Here is a 23,436-nt window from a genome sequence, read left to right on the forward strand (position 1 = left end):
GAGGATGATAAAACAGGGTCAAATAATCAGTTTTAAATCTGTCGCTCAAGCTGCTAACGTATCAACTGCTTACTTGTACAAGCAGGAAGATTTGAGGACTAGAATTGAAACCCTACGTGACCAGCAAAAGCAAAAACCTAAATCTAAGCAACCTCCACCAGCATCAGATAATTCTAAATCAGTAATTATTTCTACATTAAGGGAAGAAAATAAAAAGTTAAGAGCAGAAATAGAAGGATTACGCAGGGTTAATGAGGGGTTAGCTGGTAGAGTTTACCATTTACAAGGTGCTGATGATTTAGCTCAAAGGCTTAAGGCTGAAAATGCAGAGTTAAAACAACAATTGGAAGAGTGCCGTCAGCAAGTACAGCAACCTACGATAGCACCCGTAGAAAACTCTAAAGTAACATCATTAGAAAAGAAAAGAGCAGGGCGTTCAAATATTAGTGACAAAGTTAAACAACAACTTGATTCTTTAGGTATTCAACTTAATTCAACTTTAACTAAAGTAATTAAGTCTGCTTCAGAAGAAACTGTTTTAGATGCGATAGAAGCTTTTAAAGAAGCAATCTCTGATGGTGATGTTGATAAACCTGGAGGTTGGCTGAAAACAGCTATTGAGCAAGGATGGAAACCCAATGGGAAAATTCAAATTAAATCGGAGTTAGACTTATTCACCGAATGGTATCCAAAAGCCAAGCTGCATAGGTTGATTCAAGCTAGTCAAACTACCAAAGACGGCATCATGATCTACACTAACGATGAAAAGTGGATACCTTTTTCGGAGATGTTAGCTCAGTATCCACTTGAAACGTTGTAGAAAATGACAACAGCGTATAATCACTTGCTTATCTACGTTGTAGACGTTAAAAACGACATAACTAGGGATGAAAACCACGACGCAGGCTTTAGCTTGCCTTGCCATTTTCGCATCTGGGAAACCAAAACTAAAAAGCTTGATTGGTGTGGATGCGCGCCCACCTCGTAGCAACAGTTTAGAATCCCCTCGGCTGTCTTCCAGGGGAGAGGTCAAAAGGAAAGGTTAACGTGAAGTACATCTGTGTATTTTGTGGTTCCAGTATGGGTATCCGACCAGCTTACAAGCTAGCTGCCCAGGCAATGGGTGAGGCATTAGTACGGCGGGGGTTTGGTCTAGTTTATGGAGGTGGCAACATTGGTTTAATGGGCACTATTGCCGATGCAGTTTTGGCAGCACGTGGTCAGGTCATTGGCGTAATTCCAGAGTTTCTCGTTACCAAGGAAATAGCCCATACTGGACTGACAAAACTTCACATTGTTGATTCCATGCACGAGCGTAAAGCTCTCATGGCTGAATTATCTGATGCTTTTATTGCTCTGCCTGGTGGATATGGAACTTTGGAAGAATTTTGCGAGATACTGACATGGGCACAGTTGGGATTACATCAAAAGCCTTTCGGTCTATTAAATGTCGAGGCGTACTACAATCCGCTGCTTCAGTTATTCGACCAGGCGGTGACTGAAAAGTTTTTAAAACCTACCCTCCGCTCCTTAGTCCTGGAAGCATCCCATCCCGAACATATTTTAGATTTACTGGCTAACTACCAACCACCCAATATTGATAAGTGGATTGGGCGAGACATTCAAACTTAGAGTTTATATTTACTCCTCTAAGGCAAACAAGTTCCCAAATTCAAATCCTATAAAAAGGAGTTGTCATGCTGCACGATCCCAACCAGATGACGCTGTTTCCCTTGTTGCCAGATCAAGCTTTAGAAGAGATGAAGGAATATGGCACCCAGATCCAACTCAATACGGGGGATGTGCTGTTTCGTGAGGGTGACTCCAACTACAATTTTCACGCGATTTTAGAGGGCGAAGTTGAGATTACCAAACAAGTTGGTGGTGAGACGAGACTGTTAGCTATTCATCGCCGTGGTGAATTTGTAGGTGAATTGTCGATGCTGACTGGTGCAAATTATATTGCCAGTGCTCGGGCGATCGCACCCAGTCACGTGCTGCGAATTGAAGTCGATACCTTTAGGCACATTCTCGCCGAATGTTCGCCCCTAGGGGATGTAATTCTTACCGCAATGGCAGGCAGAAGCAGAGATGTAGAAGCGCAATTGCGGCAACAAGAGAAGATGGCAGCGTTAGGTAAACTCTCAGCCGGCTTAGCACACGAGTTAAATAATCCAGGGGCGGCGGCGCAACGGGCAGCATCATTATTACGCGAGAATTTTCAAAACTTGCAATCTCTGAATTTACAGTTAAGTTGCCTCACAAAAGAGCAACTAAATTTGCTTGTAAATATTCAACATCAGGCAACAGAATACGCTGCTACTGCACCCAAACTCGATCCCCTCACCGAAAGCGACAAAGAAGACGAAGTGATAGACTGGCTAGAAGATCGTGATGTCATCAATAGCTGGAAACTCGCTCCCACTCTGGTTTCTGCCGGATTTGACTCTGCAAAGCTAGATATTCTTGCCGAGAATATCCCCTCTAACTCTCTTAGCAACGTGTTGACTTGGTTAGAAGCTACACTTTCAGCAACTGGACTGATCAACGATATTGAGCAGAGTACAGCACGTATTTCTGAGTTAGTGAAAGCAATTAAAGGCTACACTTACATGGATCAAGCCCCTCTGCAAGAAATAGATGTGCATGAGGGAATTGAAAATACTCTGCTTATCTTTCATTGTCGGATCAAAAGGGGAATCATCGTTCACCGCAAGTACGATCGCACTCTGCCACGCATTAGCGCTTATGCCAGCGAACTCAATCAAGTATGGACAAATTTGATTGACAATGCAATTGATGCAATGGATGGCAAAGGTGAACTGACTATTTGCACTTACAAAGAAAACAACTGCATTATAGTTGAAATTGCTGATACTGGTATTGGTATCCCTGAAGCGATTCAATCTCGAATTTTTGAGCCATTTTTTACTACGAAAGGTGTGGGTAAAGGCACTGGTTTGGGTTTAGAAATTGCCTATCGAATTGTTGTGAACAGGCATAAAGGAGACATTTATGTTGAATCCAAACCAGGTGATACGCGCTTTCGCGTATGCCTGCCAATGAATTTGTCATAAATCAATAATTTACGCCTCTAAGTACGGTTAACCCTATACGGCTTAGACGGTGTATTTTCACGACAAAACTGATGGTTATCTACACCAGACTTTTGTAAGCAAATTTGGCAAGATTATCTTGTTAGCTAATGGTGGTTCTCGATGAGAAAGAGATTTTTTACCGGGCTATTACAAGACGGAATTCGTAAAGTCTTGCGTAATCCCAAATATCGCTGGTTCGCAATAGTTGCTAGCTTATTCTACCTTATCAGTCCATTGGACATTTCGCCAGATGTTTTCCCAATTGTGGGATGGCTTGACGATGGACTAATTGCCAGTTTGGTTGTTGCAGAAGTTTCCCAAATTGTTGTAGAGCAACTTAAAAATCGTAAAAAAGCCACTTCTGCTGCAAATTCTACTCAAACAGATGCAGCGATCGATGTGGATGCTGTGTCTGTGAACTAGGGATTGCGATCGCTATTTTGTTCAAATTTGATCGCAATGTCCATCTGTGTAGTTGGCACACGTTGAGTGTTGTGGCAGTAAACTGCAAAAAGTGTGTTTTCAATAAGTGTTGATTTTTGTAATAGTAGGGGTAAGGCGATCGCCATCCCTACTATTCCATAGCGACGTATCCAGCGCAAAATTAAATTTGTCCTCAAGGATACCCATTTCAACACAAGAAAGTACTTTCGGCTTCATCTTTTGCAGATCGTGCAGCACAATTTTGGCATCTTCGGTATTGAATTTATAATATTCAGTTAAATTTCCAATTCTGTAGTTAAAATCCTGATAACGGTGTTTGAAATACAATTCTATATTCCCTCGATGAGCCCAGCTTCCTAGTACCTTAATAGCAACAGTTTGATAGTGTGCAAGCAAATCTGTTTTTACTTCTGCCACTCGTTCTCCAACGGAGCGTTGAGTTATCCCAATTTTATACAGAATTCCTTGGGATGTTTGAATTTCTAAAAAATAGAGAGTACAGGATAAGACACGTTTAAGTTGAGCGCGGTATAGGTTGAAATCAGTCATTCGGTGTAGTAAATCAGGAGTATCTTTGTATAAAGCGTGTTCTACCGCTAACTCCAGCTTGAGCAGCTTTTTGAGTAATAGTGGCTCTTGCACTTCGTTAAAATACATCAAATCTAGCGCTTTAACAGGGATTTTACCTAAATTGGTAAATTCGTATCCAGGTGGAACTGTGTAAACATTTTTCTTCAACAAACCTGTTTTGATTAAATTAGGAGAAACTAACTGATACTCAATAGGATAATTTTTAGAGCCGTATTCTTTCCATAACAGTTTTAATTGCTCTAAATTCTTAGATGATAAATGAATGTTGAAATTGTCATAGAGGGGCAAAACCGGAAATTCTCGGTTAGCTACTGGACGGCATGTTTCTTGATTATGAGCAAAATGATGTTCTTTTATCTTGCCTTTTTTAGCAGTTAGTCCACTCCTACAATAAGGACACTTCAGTAAAGTTTTTCCCTTAGAGACATCATCTATACTTACCAGTGTCCCATCTTTATCTAAACCATATTTCAGCCACATTGGAAAACCTTTAATAAACTTGGTAGATGCTATTAGTTGGCTGCAATAAAAGTTATCAAAAAAAGATAGAGCTAAACAATAGTATTTTTAAGTAATTTGCTTCAAAATTGCTACTTTAACTCCTGAAATTAAAGCGATACCTTATCAAATCAATTGTAATAAACATAATTTTTGCTAACTCCCAAATCCCCACACTTACTAGTACAATTATGCTCTAATCACCTCTCCCATACACTATAAATTACCCAACGCTGCCAAGATTTTTGCGGTTAGACAACAGCGGTAGTGTTAAATTCTCGAATTAATAAAAGTAATTTTCGCTGAACAAATATACAGCATGGTATGATAATATAATTCGAGATATTTTTTAATTGAATACTTTGCAGCTTTAACTAAGGGTGCAACAATAAATTTATACATTAATTTTTACTCATATATTGTAATGAAAAAAATGAGAGCTTTACAGCGGAGTGATTTAACGGCAGAGGAACGCCAATCTCGTCTCCTTAAAGCTTGTAATGAGTACATGCTCGGTAAAATGACTCGCCGTCAGTTTCAAGAGGTTGAGCGCAAGTATGGGACAGATTATGACTTTGTTACATTAGAGTTGGCTAGCAAACATCAGCTCATACCAAGATTATTAAGATTTTTACTGTCTCCTTTTCGCAAAAACGATGAAGTAGGTTAAACCTAATTGTAGAAAAACATATTACCTAGCCGAATGCTTCTATCTTTAGGTAGTTGAAGGTATAGACTGCATTTGGTAAGTACGCACTGTTAGCATTGGTGCAGATAGACGTAGGGCGATCGCGGTGAGTAGGTCTTGAACTGCTCTAGAGTCAAATGCTGATACACAGTCACTGTAAAGACACAGGACGCCTAAACTATTATTTGCATCACCAATAATGGGTATAGCAATTAGCGTTCTATATGACAGGCGGCGACGGTTGCGGTTATCTTGAAGAAAAATATAATCAGGATTGTCTGAGTGCCAGATGCCATTTTTTCTGTATAAATGTACAATGCGGCGCGTCTGATCAATGAAGGTATTTCCGGCAACTCCTCGTTTTTTATGAGAGTCGTTACCTATGTAAAAACGTGCTTTCTCTTTAACTTCATTAGGTGATTCTAATTGGCACAATGTTGTCAAATATTCTGGATCGTTAGGGTCAGGGGCGTAAACAGCAATACCACATCCATCTAGATAATGAAGCAGGTCAAGTGTTCTACTTAAAAACTCATCCAATAGTCGCTTCAGTGCTTCAGTGATATCAGAATTTACATGTAACTTAGGCTGTAATAACAGCAAACTTTCGTCCAGTTTATTAATTTTGGTGGCGATTTGATGTGCTTTGTAATAGTACCGTAGGATAACGATTAAAGAAAAGATCGTAATTAGAAGCACACTCATTGCTACCCACAAACTAACGGTAATGCGTTGACTAAGCAAGGATAGAATATTCAAAAAAATTGCATCAGCGCGATTACCTACAATACCACTGAGAGCAATAATAGATAGAGTGCTTACGGTTAGTTTTGCCCAATCGGGTAGTTTCGATAAATTCAACGCCATAGACGGCAGTCAGTATTGAGAATTTGGGATAAATTCAATGCAGGCTTGAAAGTTAGTAAATTGGCAAAATACAATTCAGTATTAATATAAAAACTATATTAACAACCACCTCTGGTTTTTACATATCCTCACTGATATATCTTTCTCTCACTACTAATTATTTGTTGATGCTGCTGATGATAGTAACTTAAACTAAGTTTAACCTGAAGTTAAACAATTATTTTTAATAGCTAAAAAAAGTGCTATTAACATACTAGGTTTTACTTAAAACTCAGTGCGAATCTGTATGAAATTCACTGAAGTTTGTTAATACTATTTATAGGCGATCGCCACAGGACTCGAAAGTTAAACTGTACCTTTTGTCCGGCGTTGCATAATTGCGGGATGATTTTGGAATCCGCACCAACAATAATCACCGTATCCCCGCGTCCCCGCCGCCCCTAATCCCCCCAACGCCAGGTATCGAATCAGGTTATTATGCTCAGCGATAATACCCCTACTCCGATTGAAATTATTGAAATTGACGTCTGTACCATTCAGTACATTTGTACTATAATAATTCACAAGGATATTAGGGAACAGCATCTACACTCACAAAGACGAACCTCTCATCATCAATTGGGTTGAAGGGGAAAACATACCTCTTTAACCTTTTTTATTACTGACGACTACCTTGATTCTGAAGTTTAGAACAATAGGGCAAGCGAAAAAGCCTGATAGGTCGTCCCAATAAATTTAGGCTATTAGAGTTACCTGTTGATTCACACGGGGTCTGCTAAATCGTTCCCAAGCATTCCCTCCCCGCAAAAAAAGTTCCATCCAGCGCAATGGTTGTCCTGAGTCAGCGCATAACCAACCGGAACTACCGGGAGCAAAGGCCAAAGTTCCTTCAGATACCTTAAAACTGCCATCGGAATATATCGCATCACTGACCACATCTCCGATGCGGATGACAATTTTACTCTCAGGTTCCAAGTTAACTGTATGTGCCGCAATAGTCGTTTTGATGTTACCGTAGCCATCAATCCAGGCGATTCGGTCGGGTGGAACATCTGGAATTTGCTCAGGAAGAAGACTATCTCCCAGAAGGCTGAAATCTTCACGCCCAATCGCAGCCGCAGCTAGAGGAAATACATCACGCGATCGAAACTGCGAACCACCACGAGAAACATTGACAACTCGCAACACCTTAGCATGGTCTTTGATAAACGAGAGGGTATAACCCGCATTCACACCCACTACTTTTACATCATTGGATAACAGGGCATAGGTTAACCCTTCACCCTCATTGTCTCGACGGGCTTGGGGATCATCTTGGCGAGGTGCACAGTTGTGATAAATCAAGCGATCGCTAGGGCCAGGATTCAGTCCTAGTTGAGCAATCCAAAAACCTGTTGCCAGGGTACTAAATGGAGGAACCGAAAGCAAATGAGTCTGGGCATGAGGAAAAGCCATCAGGAGACGTTGTGCAACTTCAGCAAATGCCGGATCTCCTGTACCGTAGTCTGCAATGACGCAGATAAACATTCTACCTCTCCAGGTCAGAGTAGTGATTCCAATTCGGAATTGAGGGAGTGGGTGATGCTCAAACGCCCCCGTGAACCTACCTCATCAGCAGTCTAGATGCGATCGCCTTTATATGCAAGACTTCTGTGCAAAATTATTGTGCTAAAACTCTGCGCGACGGCAGTCGCTACAACGGGGGGCTGCGGGGCCCCCACGTCAGTGGGGTTGGGGGGAAACCCTCCAACGCGCTGCCTCCCCTCTGCGCTTACCTCTGCGACCCTCTGTGTTTCAAATCACTTTTTCTCTCAAAACAAAAAACGCTAGGGAGTGTTACCGTGTTTCCACCCCTAGCGCTTTTTGTTTTACACTTACTCCTCACACACAACTAAAAGATATCACTGCTTTAATTCTATTACAAGTATGCTAAGTCATACTTTATAAATTAAACATAAAATAAGTGTTTTTTGTAAAGATTGTGATTAGTTGTTGTTTGTTATATGTTGTTTGTTCTTTGGAATACTACCAACAAACAACAATCAACTATCATCCCAAAACAAAAAGCGCCAGGGAGTGTTGCCGTGTTTCCACCCCGAGCGCTTTCTGTTTTACACTTGCTCCTCACACACTATTTAAAACTACCATTACTTCAGTCTAATAACAAGTACTTAATATATAAATTTTTTGAATGTAATAACTTCCAAATTAAAAAGCGCTAGGGAGTGTTGCCGTGTTACCACCCCTAGCGCTTTTTGCTTCAAACTTAACTCCTCACACACAACTAAAGACTAACATTAGGCTTTACATAGCCACCACCATATTAGTGACACTTTGGCAAGTGTACTATCTTACTTCTAATGCAAAAAGTGACGTACGCCGGTAAAGACCATTACCAAACCTAGTTCGTTAGCAGCTTTGATAGAATCTTGATCTCGCAAACTTCCACCCGGTTGCACGATCGCAGTAATTCCTGCGGCGGCTGCTGTTTTGACAGAATCATCGAAGGGGAAAAATCCATCACTGGCGAGTATTGCTCCTTTGGCTTTTTCTCCAGCTTGTTCTAGGGCTATTTTCACCGAACCAACGCGATTCATTTGTCCTGCACCCACACCCAAAGTTGTGCGATCGCTACTCACAACTATGGCATTTGATTTAACATGCTTGCATACTTTCCACGCAAACAATAATTCTTCTAATTCATTCACTGTGGGTTGACGTTCAGTCACGACTTGCCATTGACTGGTATCGGCGACAATGTCATCTGCCGCTTGAACAAGAAAACCACCTGCGATCGCCTTGATTGTATCTTTGGGTCCACTGCTTAAATCAGGTAAAACCAATACGCGTACTTTTGACTTAGCAGCGAGAATCGCTTTTGCTTCCTCTTCACATTCTGGTGCAACTACGCATTCTAAAAATGTTTTTGTTAACTCAGTAGCTGTAGCGGCGTCTATGGGACAATTGAGGGCGACAATACCACCAAAGGCAGAAACAGGATCGGCCTTAAAAGCTTTTTGGTAAGCTTCGGCGATCGCATTTCCCACAGCTGTGCCGCAGGGGTTAGTATGTTTAATAATTGTTGCAGCTGGGCGATCGGTGAATTCTGCAATAATTCGGCGTGCTGCTTCTAAATCAACTAAATTATTGTAACTAAGTTCCTTTCCTTGCAGCTTGATGGCAGCAGCCCATCCTGTTGGGGTTGTACTAGTTCGATACCAAGCAGCGCTTTGGTGGGGATTTTCACCATAACGCAAGGATTGCAGTTGGTTGCCAGAAAGAGTGTATTGTTGTGGTAGAGCTTCTGGCTGTTGTGTCCCTAAATAAGATGCGATCGTGCGGTCATAACTAGAAGTATGCAAAAATCCTTTTAACGCGCACTTTTGCCGAAATTCTCGCGAAGTTTCGCCTCCATGTTGGCGTAATTCCTGCAAATACTCGTCATACTGCACGGGTTCGCACAATATCGTGACATGGGCAAAGTTTTTTGATGCTGCCCTTAGCATAGCAGGGCCACCGATATCAATCTGCTCAATTGCCTCAGTTAAGGTAACTCCCTCTTTGGCAATGGTTTCTTCAAAGGGGTAGAGATTCACCACAACTAAATCAATGGGACGAATTTGGTTGTTTTCCAAATCTGTCATATCTTGCGGTATGTCTTGTCGCGCTAAAATACCACCGTGAATCCGGGGATGTAGGGTTTTAACACGACCACCTAATATTTCCGGCGAACCTGTATAATCAGCAACTTTTTTAACTGGTAATCCCGCATCTTTCAAGGCTTGGGCAGTGCCGCCACTACTGATTAATTCAAAATCAAATTCTTCAACTAAGCTACGGGCAAGGTCAATCAATCCAGTTTTATTAGATACACTCATCAGTGCCAAACGCGCCATAATTCCCCAGCTTCCTTCGATCTATAAAATTAAGAGCAGAAGATTATTGTACAAACCACGAAGGCATGTAGACGTAGACGTGCCTTCTTCGGCTTCCCGCAGGGTTGTACGCGAAGAATTGAAAAATGCAAAATTTATTGTCTTGTCATGGCACACTTTGACTAATGACTAATGACTAATGACCAATGACTAATGACTAATGCTTTAGAATTCATTCAGGTTGCCCCAAAAACAGGGCAAGCACCCCAAGGGTTAATTGTCGCTTTGCATGGTTGGGGTGCAAATGCCGAAGATTTAGCATCTTTGGCTCCTTTTTTAGACTTGCCTGATTATCAGTTTCTGTTTCCCAATGCACCTTTTCCTCATCCTTATTCCCCTACGGGGAGGGCATGGTATGACTTGAGTATGGAAAATATGTATGAAGGATTAACAGAAAGTCGGCAATTGCTAATAGATTGGTTGCAAACTTTAGAAAGCAGCACTGGCGTACCACTGTCGCGGACATTTCTGAGTGGCTTTTCTCAAGGAGGGGCGATGACTTTGGATGTAGGATTAAAGTTACCTCTCGCAGGTTTGGTTGTGATGAGTGGTTATTTACATCCGGGTGCAGTAACAGATGTAGAGACACAAAATGCAACGTCTCTACCTCCGGTTTTAATCATGCATGGCAGATACGATCAAGTTGTGCCACTACAAGCAGCAGTACAGGCAAAAGCAACTTTAGAGTCACTAGGAATTGCAGCACAGTACTATGAATTTGACATGGGTCATGAAATTCGACTGCAAATGCTAGAGTTGATTCGGAATTTCGTGGTAAATGCTAGATAATCACAAAGTAGCTTGTAGTCAGACATCGCTTTATCTTAGTTACAATATTTTTACAAATTCCGGTATAAATCCGGAAAAATTTCACGAAATTAATGTCTCCAAATGAGTAATATATATTGGGTGGTTGCGTCGGGCGCAACTCAACCCAGGCTGGATGCCAATGCTGCTAATGGGAGGGGCGAGCATAATGAAAACTTTAAGCATTTCTAAAAAAGAAATTGCTACCATGACTCCACAAGATGTGGAAGATTTAGCGACACGTTTGGAGCAGGATAATTACAGCAATGCTTTTGAAGGATTGAACGATTGGCACATACTACGTGCGATCGCGTTTCAGCGTCCAGAGTTAGTTGAACCATATATCCATCTTTTAGATTTAGAACCCTACGACGAAGCGTAACAATTTAGGTAATGGGTAACGGGGAATAGTTAGTGGTTAGTAGATAGTAGTTAGTGGTAGCTTGGAAAAACAGCTAATAATTAATTGCTTTCTATTCGCTATTCCCTTTGCCCTATTCCTCCAACCCATGTTTAATCCAAAATTAAAAAGGGTTCTTATTGGTGTTGGCGGTGGTATTGCCGCCTATAAAGTTTGTGAAGTTGTTTCTACACTTTTTAAAAATGGTGTAGAAGTGCGAACAATTCTTACTAATTCCGCACAAAAATTTGTCACGCCTCTAACTTTTGCGACTCTATCTCGCTATCCTGCCTATACAGATGAAAATTTTTGGCAGCCAAATTACTCTCGTCCATTACATATAGAATTGGGTGAATGGGCAGATATTTTTGTAATTGCCCCTTTGACAGCTAATACATTAGCAAAATTAGCCTATGGTATGGCTGACAATTTGCTCACAAACACCGTACTAGCTTCCACTTGTCCTGTACTGTTAGCACCAGCAATGAATACTGATATGTGGGAACAACAGGCAGTGCAGCACAATTGGCAAAGTTTATTGATAAATAACCGATTTCATGGCATTCCAACAGCATCGGGATTATTGGCGTGCGATCGCGTCGGTGCTGGAAGGATGGCAGAACCCACAGAAATTTTGGCTTACATTCAATCGCTGTTACACACCGCAGGCAGACTAGATTTGGCAGGAAAGCGAGTGTTAATCAGTGGCGGGGGAACGCGAGAACATTTTGATCCAGTTAGATTTATTGGTAATCCTTCCACGGGGAAAATGGGTTTAGCTTTAGCACAAGCAGCACTACATCGAGGTGCAAGGGTAACGTTGGTACACGGGCCAGCAAATTGGGATGTACCTTTAGGTATGGAAGCTTTTTCCGTTGTTAGTGCCCAACAGATGCACCAAGCGATGTTGCGACATTTACCTGATGCAGATGTGATCGTAATGTCAGCTGCCGTAGCAGATGTGAAACCACAGGAGTATAATTCAGAGAAATTACCGAAGCGATCGCTTCCAGAAGCTTTAGCCTTAGAACCTGTACCGGATATTGTTACAGAACTGGCAGAGCGCAAGCAACCCCATCAGTTGTTAATTGGGTTTGCTGCACAGACAGGAGATATAGTAACCCCAGCGTTAGAGAAACTGTACAGAAAACAATTAGACGCTATTGTTGCTAACCCAGTAGATCAAGTTGATAGCGGTTTTGGTAGTGATAACAATCAAGCGGTACTTTTAGATAAACAAGGGCGTCGGATAGAGATTCCACCTTGTAGTAAACTACAACTCGCTCATTATTTGTTCGATTTTGTTACTGCTTAGTTGTTGATAGTTGGTAAAAGCAAGTCTCAAAAGTATGTTTGGTGTGGTTGCATGCATTAGATCCACCAACAGGGTTTTTATGCCCTCAAAAAGTATTTATGACACAAACTCTTAAGCTCTAGTTGTTGGCTTTAAAAATAGCCACGCCGCAAAAAACGTAGCTGCTGTAAATAGTTGTGTCAGATCCAGTGCAGACAGGTATCCATCCGATAAGGAAGCAATACTTCTGTCTGTAATGCCAAATAGCCAAGACGAAATGCCAAACAGCCAAATCCCATTCTTGAGATTTCCCACAAATTCATTCGTTTCTGAGGGTTGCTGGTTGTTCATGCTTTTGTTGCTCCGTTGGTGAGGAATTCGATGCTTGCAAAGAATCTACTAGGTGCGGTTTTCACTACCAAATGAACTTCTAGCGCGATCTTCCCTCCATTTATAAATTTTTCCTGACAAATATTACACTCTATATAATTATATTAATAATTATATAGCTATATTGAGATAACTGTCTAAAGGTACATATTTGTGCAGTAGCTATTTCACCTTGATTGTTGTAACCACATGTTGGAAGAAGTACTTTTGTGTTGTCATTCTAAACACGAGGCTTGAGAAACTTTGTTACAACAACGACAAAAAACTTTAAAAAAGTACATCAAAGCTTTAATCTATCTAGGGTTTTGATGTTTCTAGGAATTATCTTAATTTCCCAAATTTGGAATGCGATGTCTGCGGCTTCCAATCAAGTCTGTTTGTAGAGGCGATCGCTTTGCTTGTGCGATCAATTAGCCCTCTTGTTAAGAGAGGGTTAATCACCACAGCCACCACAACCACCACAACCACCTCCATCACCTCCTCCGTCACAGCCATCGCCTCCGTCACCACCTAGATTTGAACCACCTCCACCTGTATAACCTCCTCCTGTTGAGGAGAATCTACCTACAAAAAATATCAGGGCGAAGATTAACCAAATTAGAATCCGCAATCCCAGGAAGAGCAAAACTATACCTGAGAGTAAGACAGTTACATAGATCAATGTTTTGATCAAAGAGTTAGAATTATCATTCTCACGACTTAAAAGCCATAGAAGATATACACCCACACACAGGCATAAGACCACAAGATAACTAATTGGTTTGTGTCGAGAAAGTCCGATGATAATCCTGGCAATTCCTAGAGAGTATAGGCAAAAAATCGAGAGCATTGTTAACCAGGTTGCAATGCTTTCTTGCAAAAATACTTTATTTCCTTGCAAAAATTCTTCCCAAGATGGTGTATTGTCTAGCCCTCTCATTCCAGAAGGGCGAGTCAAAGGTTTAGTCTGTTTCCAACCAAGGATAGCAAAATCAAATAGAAAACTGGCGATCGCAGATAGAATATAGAACCCGATAAAGTCCTTTGCTGGTAGATTCAAGATTCCTGTGGCGAGATTAATCGTCCCTAAACTAAATAAAACAAACGTTAGGATGGCAAATAATACCAAAGCAGTCCGAGAATCGTTTTTGAATCGTTGTAATAATAAGCCGAGAATACCTATAAACAAAAGCCCAATACATCCAACTAACAGGTAAAAATTGAAAAACTCAGATAATGAACGGTTAATTGGATTTGGAAAGCTTGCGAGTGCGGGAACATCCGAAGTGATAATACTCAGGGATACAAGCAGCGATAGCATCCAGACAGCAGCCTGAGTGAAACGAAACTCGATTAAAAAACTAAAATCCGGCTTTGGGATTATCCAATTGTGCTGTGTATTGATGCGAACAAAATGAATATCTCTACCAAAACGGATATGAGGGGGAGACCAAATATCAGGTGGTGGTAGCTGTTGGAAAAAATGTTCATAACTTTCCAATGTTTTACCGTACCAGTCATTAAACTTAGACCTTTCCTGTTGTCCGCCTTTTGTAGGATTGTGATGTAAAGGCTTTTGAAGAGTTTGAGAACAGAAATCTTCCCAATAGGATTGGGTATAAATAAGGTGTAAGTGCCAGACTTGATCGACTTGCTCCGAAGGGGTAACTAGATGACCAGCAACAATAGCTAAAAATGCAAATTTCTTGTATTCATCAATCACTCTTTGAGCATATTCAATTGTCCAATTATTATCCCTGGCAAGGCGTTTACTGAAAGATAATTTTGCATCAATGCGATCTAAGCAGAACTGCTGAATACGCTGATAGAGTTCCAATTGCTGAGTATTCATACATAAATCTCTGATAGTTTGCGATCAAGCTTCTAAAACATTCTTAAGACAAATGAAAAAAACTGGAGATTAAGACGTTCTCGACATAATTGAGGTATTGACTGTTGAGTTCTTGTTTTTCGACCTGTTCTAGATGATGCATTGATGCTGTCGACGATTTTCAGGCCATAAAGCAATTTTATTTTTGTAACCCTTAGTAAAGCTTCCAGACATTACATGGCGGCTGATGTCACGCTCGCTAACACTGTTGGCGAAACATTACTTAATAATAAAAGTATCATCAATCAAAGGCTTTCAGCTATTCGTTTTAGTTCTGCAATCAATCGATTAAGGACTTTTTGAACTGTTTTATATCCTGAAGCTTGTCGCCCCAACTTCAATTCCAATAAAATTCTATTGCGTATCGCCTCAAAGTCTACTACTTCTTGGACAAGGGTGACGACAGTCTTCGACACTAGTGCCGAATTTACTTTTTGGAGATTCTGTATTTGGATTTTAAGCTTGGGAATAATCCAAAATTGATGGCGATCAAGCCATTGATATGAGATTTTTTCGCTTCTAAGTTGGGGAGAATGCCAGATATCTGGTGGTGGTGTACCGAAATATTTCTGATAGATTTCTAGAGTTTGTAGATAATAGTAGCGATATTTTAAACCTTCTTGTTTTCCGCCTAAGCTAGGAGAATGATGGAGAGCTTTGTTGAGAATTTGGCCACAAAATTCATCCCAATAAGAGTGGGTATAAAGTAAGTGCAAATGCCAGACGCGATCGACGGGAGTAGATGGCGAGACAACATGGTCAGCAATCATCGCTATAAACACAAATTTTTTGTATTCTTGAATCACTCTATAGGTGTATATCCCCGTCCATTGATATTCCCAAGCTAATTTATCAGAAAAAGGGAAAATAGCCGAAGGCGAATCTAATTCAAAGTCGCAAATCCGTTTGTACAAATCTGCTTCTGTAGAGGTCATTTTTTTTGTATTCATTGTTAACATCCTCCACAAGTTTGTTCGGGTAGTACTTTCGGTGTCGGATAAATTACTTGTAGTTCTAAACCAAAAAAATCACTTAATTCTTTACCTAACCACCACAACTCTGCTGGGGATAGTTTCTGATTGCCAATAGGATATTCAATATGACCTGCATGGATTGATAAATTAGGATTAACTTTTACTTCACCTCTTCTTATTTCCTTTCCAGTTTCATCAAAATATTTATCGAAAGTGTAGCCAGGATTATAGACTAAAAGATTTATGTTTTTAAAAAAAGAATAGCGTTCGCTCCATTCTATATTGCTTGGTTTACCATAATAGCTACCTACTTTAATTTCTCTATCTCGTTCAATAGATATCACTCGATAATACTTATCTTTCATCTGATAGGAAGCCTTCCGAAGTAAATAAAACACTGACAATAAAAATCCAGTAAAAAAAAGCAATAATATCCAATAATTCATAAATAACGGCAAGAAAACAGGACTAAATATAATTAATAAAAAAATAGATGAGCAACCCAGACAGCCAGGAATATTAAGGGGATAATTTTCTTCGTATACTATTTCTAATTTATGGCGATCGCGGTAGAGTTTTACTTGACTATTAGCAGGTCGAAGATGAAGATAATCGCCCGAGGTTCCATCTTTTGAGGTAAGAGCAGTTTTAGCTAATTTAGCTGACTCAAACCGTTGATCTGGATAGGGATAAGTTATTTTTTCTAGCCATCTAGAAAACTGGTTACTAAGGTCATTATTACTGAATTTAACCCTTCCATTAACTTGGGTAAGTTCAGCAGGATGTACTCCTGTAATCAGATAAATTAAAGTCATTCCCAAACTATATAAATCTGAAGCTGTAGTTGTTTGTCCACTAAATTGCTCCAAGGGAATATAACCATAACTACCGACGATAGTAATCGTCCCATTATCTTTACTTGCTACTGTTTGTACTGAACCAAAGTCCACTAAATAGACATCGCCAATACTATGACCAGAACGATTAGAAATTAGAATATTACTGGGTTTAATATCGCGATGAATTACTGGAGGAATTTGCTCGTGGAGATAGGCTAAAATTTCCAACAGTTTTTCGGCTAATTCGATTAACTCTACTCCAGAAAATTTACGCCCCTCTTGCATCGTACTTTCTAGAGACGGAGCATCAATATAAGTTTGAACTAGGGCAAAGCCTTGAATATTCTCCTCGTCAACTTCAAAATAATTTAGGTATTTAGGAATAGCGGGATGGTCGAGATTTTTTAGCGTGTTGGCTTCTCGTTCAAATAACTTAAGATTGTCCCACTGGAAAAAACTATCGAATTGTAAAATCTTGATGATGACTAAATCTTGAGAATAAGTATCTTGTGCTAAAAATGTTTTGCGTCCAGCTTTATGACTCAATTCTCGCTCAATTCGATAGCGATTAATCAAGATAATGTGATATGTATCGTTATTCTGCATATTAATTACCCGCTTTAGTAGGGGACAACGTAAGTATTTATGCTTTGACCGATCTGGGGTTCAGAAACTGGGAAAACAGTGCTATCGGTGCTTGAACTCAGAATATCTGTACCAAACTTTTAGCCTAAAACATAGATTATCCGGGTCGTAATATAGAAGTAAAACCAAAAATTGTAGAGATGACTCAGGGCGACAGTGGAGTAAGAGATATCGCTCGTGTATTAAATGTCAGCTCTTCAACAGTGATTGCCAAACTTATTTCTCTCACTTAAGCGTGCATCTAATTTAGGATTGAGATAGAGTGAGAGAATTATGCAGTTCTGTTATAGCTAGCTATTCAATTTTTACAAATTTACCGGATTGAATTTGGATTAAAGCGTCAGTACGCTTTGGCTGAAACATGAATTTGCGTTCGCCTACGTTTTTATCGAAGTTAAATTCTCCAGTCACACCCTTAACCTTAAAATTCGGATTTCTGAGGATATTGTCTAATTCCTGACGATTAGGCTGTGGTTGTTTCAGTAGTTGTTCTAAACCTGTTACAATCGCTTTTGTTGCATCTTTAGCCAACGGACTTCGCCAAGTGTTTAGTTCTGTCTTCCAAAGTTCCCGAAACGAATTCTTTTCTCTCTCATCAGGGTAGTAGGGAACTGATAATGTTAAACCTTCTACAGATCTTCCTCCTAACTTAATCGTTTGTTCGGTATACAACGTTGGACTGCCAAACAGCTTCATCGGTGACTGATTTTCTTGCAACGCCTTGAATATTCCTATCGCCTTTGGCAAGTTATTGACATAGGGTGCGATCATCAAGCTGTTCACATTATTTTTTCTAATTACCTCAACGATAGTATTAGGATTGAAATTTGACTCAGAAAGGTCACAGGATAGCTCGATATTATGTCCTTTATATGCTGAAACAACGTACTTAAATTGTGTTCTAAAATCTTCCTGATCGGGGGACACATCTGTATCTACACAAACAGCAACTTTGGGGTTAGAAATTGCTCTACCAAGACCGTTAGATAATTGTGCGGCGAAAAAAGTAATTTGGGGAACCATGCGAAAAATATACGATGATTCTTGCAAGTTGTTAGCAAAGCTTGTTGGGGAAACCATGACTAACTTCCCTTGCTTATAAATTGGGGCAGCTGCAATAGAGGCATTACTCGAATTATGTCCGACAACTGCCTGAAGAGTGGTATCTTTGACAAACTTACGAGCAACTTCTTCAGCTCGCGTACTGTCGTTATTATCATTAGCAATTACCACCTGTAACGACTTGCCATTAATCCCAATGTCACGATTAATCTCGTCTTGAACTTCCGCAACACCACGCAAAATCTCTTCTGCTATGGTTTGATTCCCGCCAAAGGGTACGCTGACGGCAATTTTAATTGTTTCTTTGTTATTAGCTACTTTGGCATTATTTAAATAAATGCGTGCCTCTGGATCGTTAGGATTTTTTTGAAGAGATGCTTTAAAGTTTGTAATGGCAACTGAGTAGTTTTTATCCTTAAAAGCTTTCACGCCTGCTTGTTTCTCAGGGGTGCTATTTTGGCTCAAAATTTCTTCCCCTAAGCTAATTCCTGGTGCCAGGGTAGAATCTTTACTCAAATCGATAATTTTATAGATTACAAAAGCAAGAGTGATTAGCGCGATCGCACCTATACCCCACCAAGTATATTTCTTGATTTTCTGTTTTGTTTTTGAATTTGTCGATGAATTTTCTACTAATTCCGATAACAATTCTTTTCGTGGATATAATAGTGGTGATTCTTCGGGATTTTGAAAAATTACGGGTAACCAAGACGCATTAGGAGACTGATTTTCTATTAACCTTAACTGATCGCGAGCTTCGCCCACAGCTTCATGTAAAGAAGCACCTTCAGCAAAGCTCGTGAGAAAATAATCTAAAAACTTTTGCGCCACTTCATCATGGATTGGCTCTCGCATCACGATAATATGAGGAATCTGCAAATTTTCCAATTGTCGTGCTAAACCTAATCCATCACAGGAGTTAAAAATCGCCAGTTTTAATCCATGTTTTACAGCTGTTCTTAAAGCAGTCTTTAGCTGCTGGGGTGATAAATATTCTTGCTCATTAATCCAAATTCGGGCATCAGTTCCTCCTGGTTCAGTGGAACTATGTCCTGCAAAAAAGACTACATCCCAATGTATATTTTTAAGTTGTTCTCTGACTTCTTCTGAACGAGGCTTTTTTAGTAGGGTTAATTTCGCTGTAGATAACCTTTTCTGAAGAATATTCCAATCGGTTTTAATATCAATATTCTCATCGTTTCCCAAAATCACGAGAATTTTCACAGGTAGCCTCAGCGAGCCTTTTTCGGGTGCTTTTCTAGTGCTTAAAGCAACTTCAGAATCGCCATACCATTTTCCTAGTAAACGCCATAGTTTCCAAGGTAGCTTCTGTAATTCTAGGTTGTTAGTCTGCACGATGAATCTTACAGTCTCATCACTTCTCACCGTATGTAATAATGTCTCTTTGATATCCTCTAATGAGGAATGGTCTAACCAATCATTGAAATCTTTTTCTAAATTAAGAGCAGCAGTTTTTGCCTGATCTCCGCTGTTTCCACTAGAGTAGTTTGAATTGGTTTGCGGTGGAACCTGAATCTGGCGTAAGCTATTTTCCGGATTGACTTGATTATTTACAGAGTTGCTCCTACCCCACCAACGGCAATTTGCATCTTCACCCCAAGCATAGTAAGCTTGTTGCCATTCGGTGTAGCGGGCTGGAACATTTGGTGCCCCGACAAGAAACCCGGTGACTTCTGGAACACAGAGTTTACCCGTATCCCGAATTTCTAGGTTAACGGGAAAACCTTGCTCAAAATTACCTGCCTCAATCCTAAAGATAACTAGCTTGCTCATTTGTTTTATCTTTATGGCGGATACTAGAGTCCTGAATTTATCAAACAACAAATTGTTCGGTAGTACTAATATTTTCTAAACTAAGTCGAACGTTGAAGCGATCGCCTAAATCAGCACTAAAGTATAAAGAAATGTAATCATCTTGCGGTTCGCTTCTGGCCACAGCTTCCAAACCTGGAATGGGAGTGCCATTTTCATACAGTCCAGTTAATTGTAAACCTGGCGGTAATTTCGTACGTGAAACGAAGCTATCCCGCAGGGAATCACACATTGGATAAGCTCGCAACAACACGGCAACTTCACCATTAAGTTTACGTAAAACTGCAACCATCAAAGCGATAGGATGTCCCATCATTTGGACACCTAAATCCATCACCCTTCTGATCGCACTCCCTTGATAATTTGGAGCAATTGTCCATAAATATTCAGCCGCTTTCCATCGAATGCTTTCATCAGTCGTATTCTGCAATAGATGAACCAATGCATCTCGTTCTTCAATATTAGAAGGGAAAGTTATCTCACTTTGACTGTTGTACAATTGTTTCACGGCTCGTCTAATCTTTTCTGGTGTTTCTAGTTCAATTCCTCTCACTCGTTGCGCTCGAAATGCTGGTGCTAAACTATTAGATTTGAATAACTCTTCAAATGTTTGCCAACCTGCTTGTGTAACGCCATCTAACCACCGACTCAAATTCCATATTGGGGGTGAAACTGGTTGCACCCGTTGTGTATATAATTTCTGTAACCAAAGACTTTCATTTAATAATGCGCCCCACTTTTCAAACTTTACCTTCAGGCGGGGAGAATAAAGCGAAGGTTTGCTCAGTTCCTCTATTAATTTTTCTGCTTCAGTATCTGATAATTTAGGTAAAGGCGTTATTTCGCCTTTTTCATTTGGACAAAATTTAGACGCTATTCCCAGGTTCTCTAAGTTAGGAATTACCCAATCTCCCTCAACATAATAGAGGCGATAAATTGGTTCATAATCTGCTTTAGCTTTCAATCTACACCGAGAAATAAAACCCCAAAAATGGAGATATTGCTCTTGTAAATCTACCCTTATAGGTAAATAGTAATCCGCTGTCCAATCGGGAATATCGACCCATTCTTGAGGAACAGCAAAATCTGCAATATCAATGGTATCATTGGGAATCAGTACCAGCCTTTTGCTACCGAAATTAATCCCGCATCCATTGACGAATTCCCAAATCTTGGGCAAATCTTTTTCATTGGGAAATACACTCAGGGAAGTTTCTAACCCTAATTTCTCCTGCATCCACTTCAAAAAGGCATTCAGACATAGGCGATTGAGATAAGCATTATTGAATCCTGTTTCATTAGAGTAATGTTGAGAAACTGGTTTAGCTAGCTCCAAATCGCTGTCTGACAATTCTAACCACATATGCTCGGAATAAATCTGGCTTAAGGTTTGGATAATTAACTTCATTGCTTTGTCTCTTGTTTACTGTAAATAACATTTCAGAATCATTTCTAACCGGGTTTCAGTCAGGGCAGTTATTCTCTTTTCTGCTGCACTTTGAAGCTGAAACTGAAGTTGAATTTCATTCTGAATTTGCGCAATCATACTGTTGTATAACCATTGCCTTATCACTTGCAACAAATCCTTTACTTCTGTTTCACTTTTCTGAACTTTATCGGCAATTTCTGATGGTTTCAATCTCACAATATAAAAGAATTTTAATATTTCTCGGCTCTGCCTTCCCAAAAACTGAATTGTTCTTTCAAAAAAGCTATCGATTTGATCAGAATAGTATTGACATAACACAGCTTCAATTTCATTCAACCCTTCAGAACTTGGTTCAAGGTTTGCCCAATTCCAAATTTCTGTCAAGATGTAATTGTTTAGCCGCTGAAGAAGGCGACAGATTTGGTATTGTGCTTGACTTCTCAATTCCTTACCAATTTGAGCTTGTTTCAGTTCTAAACCATATCGAAGAAAAAGTATTTGCTTATCTTGAGTTTCTTTCAATTCTTCCAGTAGATGAGAGAGAAAATTTCGGAATTCAGCTACTATTTGATTTCTTGACTCATCTACTCTTGTTTGATAGGGTATATCGTCTATTAAAGATACGTCTCCATCTGATTGTGAATGTAATAACGTATCGAGAGAATCAAGAGGAGGGTCTAAAAATTGTCGAATTGCTTTGCCAATATTTTCTAACCAGATTTTAATCTCTTCGACCTGATTATTTTGTTTCTCAATTTCAGGTAACTTTAGTGTTACCTGAACTTCGCCATAAAGTTTGGCAATTTCCTGAAAATGTTCTGGTTGAAATTTGTTGACTCCTAAATGAATTGAATTTCTGATTTCTTGGAAACACTGCCAAACCAGCAGATATTGAGATAATTCTGCTGGGCTGTAACCTGAGTGATACAATGCTTCTTTAACTCGTTTTCGGCTAGAGCGTGCAGCTAAACCTAAGTCGGTTTGGCCAAGTGTATCTAATCCTGTAAAGTCTCGCAATTTGGGAATGAGAAGATGCTTGATTTTAGTATCAGAAAAACTTTTTAAAGTCGGATACCAATATTCAATTTGAGAGCGTTGAGTGTCAAATTTTTCAAAAAATTCTCCAGGATGAATCGCTACTTCAACTCCCATTTGGATTAAATCTCGCAAGCAACTATAACCTAAATGAGCGAGGCGTCGAGCGACTTTTTCACAACGTCTTACTAGAAAAGCAATCCAATGGTATCGGAGTAGTTCATACTCTGGATGCTGCTGTAACTCCTCAAATAAATAGCGAGCTATTCTGGCTTCCAGTATTTTTTCATTGCATTGTGCTTCATGTTCTATTTTTTGACGCAACCCGTTAATCCGTAAGCGTAACCGTGGTTCAATTCGCCAGATAATGCGATGTTCCTCTATGCTGTCGGGTAAGCTATAAAAGCATTCCAATGGCATGACTTTAACCTTAGCAACTCCCTTAAACGCTCTAGACTCGCTACAAAGGTTTGACTCCCTGTAATTTGGTCTACTGCTTTATGATTGAGATTAGGTCAAAAATTTATGCAATTGAAGACGCTCCAGAGGGGCAACTTCAATTGCCTGAAACACATGCCTGGAAATAATTTCAGCCTTACTACTCAGATGCTGATTGTGAGCTTCGCAGCGAGGTGTGCGATCGCATAACTGGGCTACGTAATTGCAGCAATTTGGAATAAGCAGCGATTAGCGTTTTAAAACACTTGGGTGAGGTGAAATGCCCCTATTTAAAGCTG

Annotated in this window: 21 protein-coding genes; 9 read left to right on the forward strand and 12 right to left on the reverse strand. The window is 40.0% G+C overall.

Going from position 1 to position 23,436, the window contains the following annotated elements:
• From FIS9605_RS44350 to FIS9605_RS0125035, 4 genes are all read left to right on the forward strand, one after another.
• A partial coding sequence (locus tag FIS9605_RS44350; RefSeq protein ID WP_197036139.1) for a DUF6262 family protein occupies window positions 1-820 on the forward strand: 820 nt, incomplete at its 5' end.
• A 227-nt stretch (window positions 821-1,047) separates the two neighbouring features.
• Window positions 1,048-1,632 (forward strand): TIGR00730 family Rossman fold protein, encoded by a 585-nt coding sequence (locus tag FIS9605_RS0125025; protein ID WP_026735027.1) that lies wholly within the window; start codon window positions 1,048-1,050, stop codon window positions 1,630-1,632.
• A gap of 65 nt (window positions 1,633-1,697) precedes the next feature.
• A complete protein-coding gene (locus tag FIS9605_RS0125030) occupies window positions 1,698-3,077 on the forward strand; it encodes a sensor histidine kinase (protein WP_026735028.1) in 1,380 nt (459 codons plus the stop codon).
• 141 nt (window positions 3,078-3,218) lie between these two features.
• Window positions 3,219-3,521, forward strand: coding sequence for a YkvA family protein (locus tag FIS9605_RS0125035; protein ID WP_026735029.1), 303 nt, complete (start codon window positions 3,219-3,221; stop codon window positions 3,519-3,521).
• 99 nt (window positions 3,522-3,620) lie between these two features.
• Here the strand turns inward: FIS9605_RS0125035 and FIS9605_RS38150 are convergent, their stop codons facing one another.
• Window positions 3,621-4,613, reverse strand: a complete 993-nt coding sequence (locus tag FIS9605_RS38150) for a GIY-YIG nuclease family protein (protein WP_082209856.1) — start codon at window positions 4,611-4,613, stop codon at window positions 3,621-3,623.
• 442 nt (window positions 4,614-5,055) lie between these two features.
• Here FIS9605_RS38150 and FIS9605_RS0125045 point away from each other — a divergent pair, with 442 nt between their 5' ends.
• The gene (locus tag FIS9605_RS0125045; RefSeq protein ID WP_197036140.1) at window positions 5,056-5,301 is read left to right on the forward strand and encodes a hypothetical protein; all 246 of its coding nucleotides are present in this window, start codon (window positions 5,056-5,058) and stop codon (window positions 5,299-5,301) included.
• A 45-nt stretch (window positions 5,302-5,346) separates the two neighbouring features.
• On the opposite strand, the gene FIS9605_RS0125050 is transcribed toward FIS9605_RS0125045, so the two are convergent.
• The 4 genes from FIS9605_RS0125050 to purH all read right to left on the reverse strand — a co-directional run bounded on the left by FIS9605_RS0125050 (window position 5,347) and on the right by purH (window position 10,082).
• Window positions 5,347-6,186, reverse strand: a complete 840-nt coding sequence (locus FIS9605_RS0125050; RefSeq protein WP_026735031.1) for a GAF domain-containing protein — start codon at window positions 6,184-6,186, stop codon at window positions 5,347-5,349.
• Between the two features lie 345 nt (window positions 6,187-6,531).
• Window positions 6,532-6,750 (reverse strand): hypothetical protein, encoded by a 219-nt coding sequence (locus tag FIS9605_RS45480; RefSeq protein ID WP_231510459.1) that lies wholly within the window; start codon window positions 6,748-6,750, stop codon window positions 6,532-6,534.
• Window positions 6,751-6,921: 171 nt separating this feature from the next.
• Window positions 6,922-7,713, reverse strand: a complete 792-nt coding sequence (locus tag FIS9605_RS0125055) for an SAM hydrolase/SAM-dependent halogenase family protein (RefSeq protein WP_026735032.1) — start codon at window positions 7,711-7,713, stop codon at window positions 6,922-6,924.
• Between the two features lie 830 nt (window positions 7,714-8,543).
• On the reverse strand, window positions 8,544-10,082 hold the full coding sequence (gene purH, locus FIS9605_RS0125060; RefSeq protein ID WP_026735033.1) for a bifunctional phosphoribosylaminoimidazolecarboxamide formyltransferase/IMP cyclohydrolase: 1,539 nt from the start codon (window positions 10,080-10,082) through the stop codon (window positions 8,544-8,546).
• A 192-nt stretch (window positions 10,083-10,274) separates the two neighbouring features.
• Here purH and FIS9605_RS0125065 point away from each other — a divergent pair, with 192 nt between their 5' ends.
• From FIS9605_RS0125065 to coaBC, 3 genes are all read left to right on the forward strand, one after another.
• The gene (locus tag FIS9605_RS0125065; protein WP_026735034.1) at window positions 10,275-10,910 is read left to right on the forward strand and encodes an alpha/beta hydrolase; all 636 of its coding nucleotides are present in this window, start codon (window positions 10,275-10,277) and stop codon (window positions 10,908-10,910) included.
• Window positions 10,911-11,097: 187 nt separating this feature from the next.
• Window positions 11,098-11,310 carry a protein IsiD gene (gene isiD / locus FIS9605_RS0125070; RefSeq protein ID WP_026735035.1) on the forward strand — a complete coding sequence of 71 codons (213 nt, stop codon included), beginning with the start codon at window positions 11,098-11,100 and terminating at the stop codon, window positions 11,308-11,310.
• Window positions 11,311-11,437: 127 nt separating this feature from the next.
• Window positions 11,438-12,643, forward strand: a complete 1,206-nt coding sequence (coaBC, locus tag FIS9605_RS0125075; protein WP_026735036.1) for a bifunctional phosphopantothenoylcysteine decarboxylase/phosphopantothenate--cysteine ligase CoaBC — start codon at window positions 11,438-11,440, stop codon at window positions 12,641-12,643.
• Between the two features lie 111 nt (window positions 12,644-12,754).
• On the opposite strand, the gene FIS9605_RS0125080 is transcribed toward coaBC, so the two are convergent.
• The 4 genes from FIS9605_RS0125080 to FIS9605_RS38160 all read right to left on the reverse strand — a co-directional run bounded on the left by FIS9605_RS0125080 (window position 12,755) and on the right by FIS9605_RS38160 (window position 17,301).
• Window positions 12,755-12,973, reverse strand: coding sequence for a hypothetical protein (locus FIS9605_RS0125080; protein WP_026735037.1), 219 nt, complete (start codon window positions 12,971-12,973; stop codon window positions 12,755-12,757).
• A 472-nt stretch (window positions 12,974-13,445) separates the two neighbouring features.
• Complete coding sequence (locus FIS9605_RS0125085; RefSeq protein ID WP_026735038.1) at window positions 13,446-14,843, reverse strand: glycine-rich domain-containing protein; 1,398 nt, start codon at window positions 14,841-14,843, stop codon at window positions 13,446-13,448.
• A gap of 284 nt (window positions 14,844-15,127) precedes the next feature.
• Window positions 15,128-15,832, reverse strand: coding sequence for a glycine-rich domain-containing protein (locus FIS9605_RS38155; protein WP_063748487.1), 705 nt, complete (start codon window positions 15,830-15,832; stop codon window positions 15,128-15,130).
• 2 nt (window positions 15,833-15,834) lie between these two features.
• A complete protein-coding gene (locus FIS9605_RS38160; protein WP_051470141.1) occupies window positions 15,835-17,301 on the reverse strand; it encodes a serine/threonine protein kinase in 1,467 nt (488 codons plus the stop codon).
• Window positions 17,302-17,453: 152 nt separating this feature from the next.
• Here FIS9605_RS38160 and FIS9605_RS46710 point away from each other — a divergent pair, with 152 nt between their 5' ends.
• A complete protein-coding gene (locus FIS9605_RS46710) occupies window positions 17,454-17,573 on the forward strand; it encodes an IS1-like element transposase (RefSeq protein WP_442854736.1) in 120 nt (39 codons plus the stop codon).
• A gap of 61 nt (window positions 17,574-17,634) precedes the next feature.
• On the opposite strand, the gene FIS9605_RS0125100 is transcribed toward FIS9605_RS46710, so the two are convergent.
• From FIS9605_RS0125100 to FIS9605_RS0125110, 3 genes are read right to left on the reverse strand one after another with little or no spacing between them, the layout of a single operon-like run.
• Window positions 17,635-20,196 (reverse strand): ABC transporter substrate-binding protein, encoded by a 2,562-nt coding sequence (locus FIS9605_RS0125100; RefSeq protein WP_026735039.1) that lies wholly within the window; start codon window positions 20,194-20,196, stop codon window positions 17,635-17,637.
• A 40-nt stretch (window positions 20,197-20,236) separates the two neighbouring features.
• Window positions 20,237-21,643: a DUF1822 family protein gene (locus tag FIS9605_RS0125105; RefSeq protein WP_026735040.1), complete on the reverse strand. Its 1,407-nt coding sequence runs from the start codon at window positions 21,641-21,643 to the stop codon at window positions 20,237-20,239.
• Between the two features lie 15 nt (window positions 21,644-21,658).
• Complete coding sequence (locus FIS9605_RS0125110) at window positions 21,659-23,119, reverse strand: hypothetical protein (protein WP_026735041.1); 1,461 nt, start codon at window positions 23,117-23,119, stop codon at window positions 21,659-21,661.
• Between the last annotated feature and the right edge of the window lie 317 nt (window positions 23,120-23,436).

Origin of the sequence: Fischerella sp. PCC 9605 (assembly GCF_000517105.1) — a bacterium.
Lineage (GTDB): Bacteria > Cyanobacteriota > Cyanobacteriia > Cyanobacteriales > Nostocaceae > PCC9605.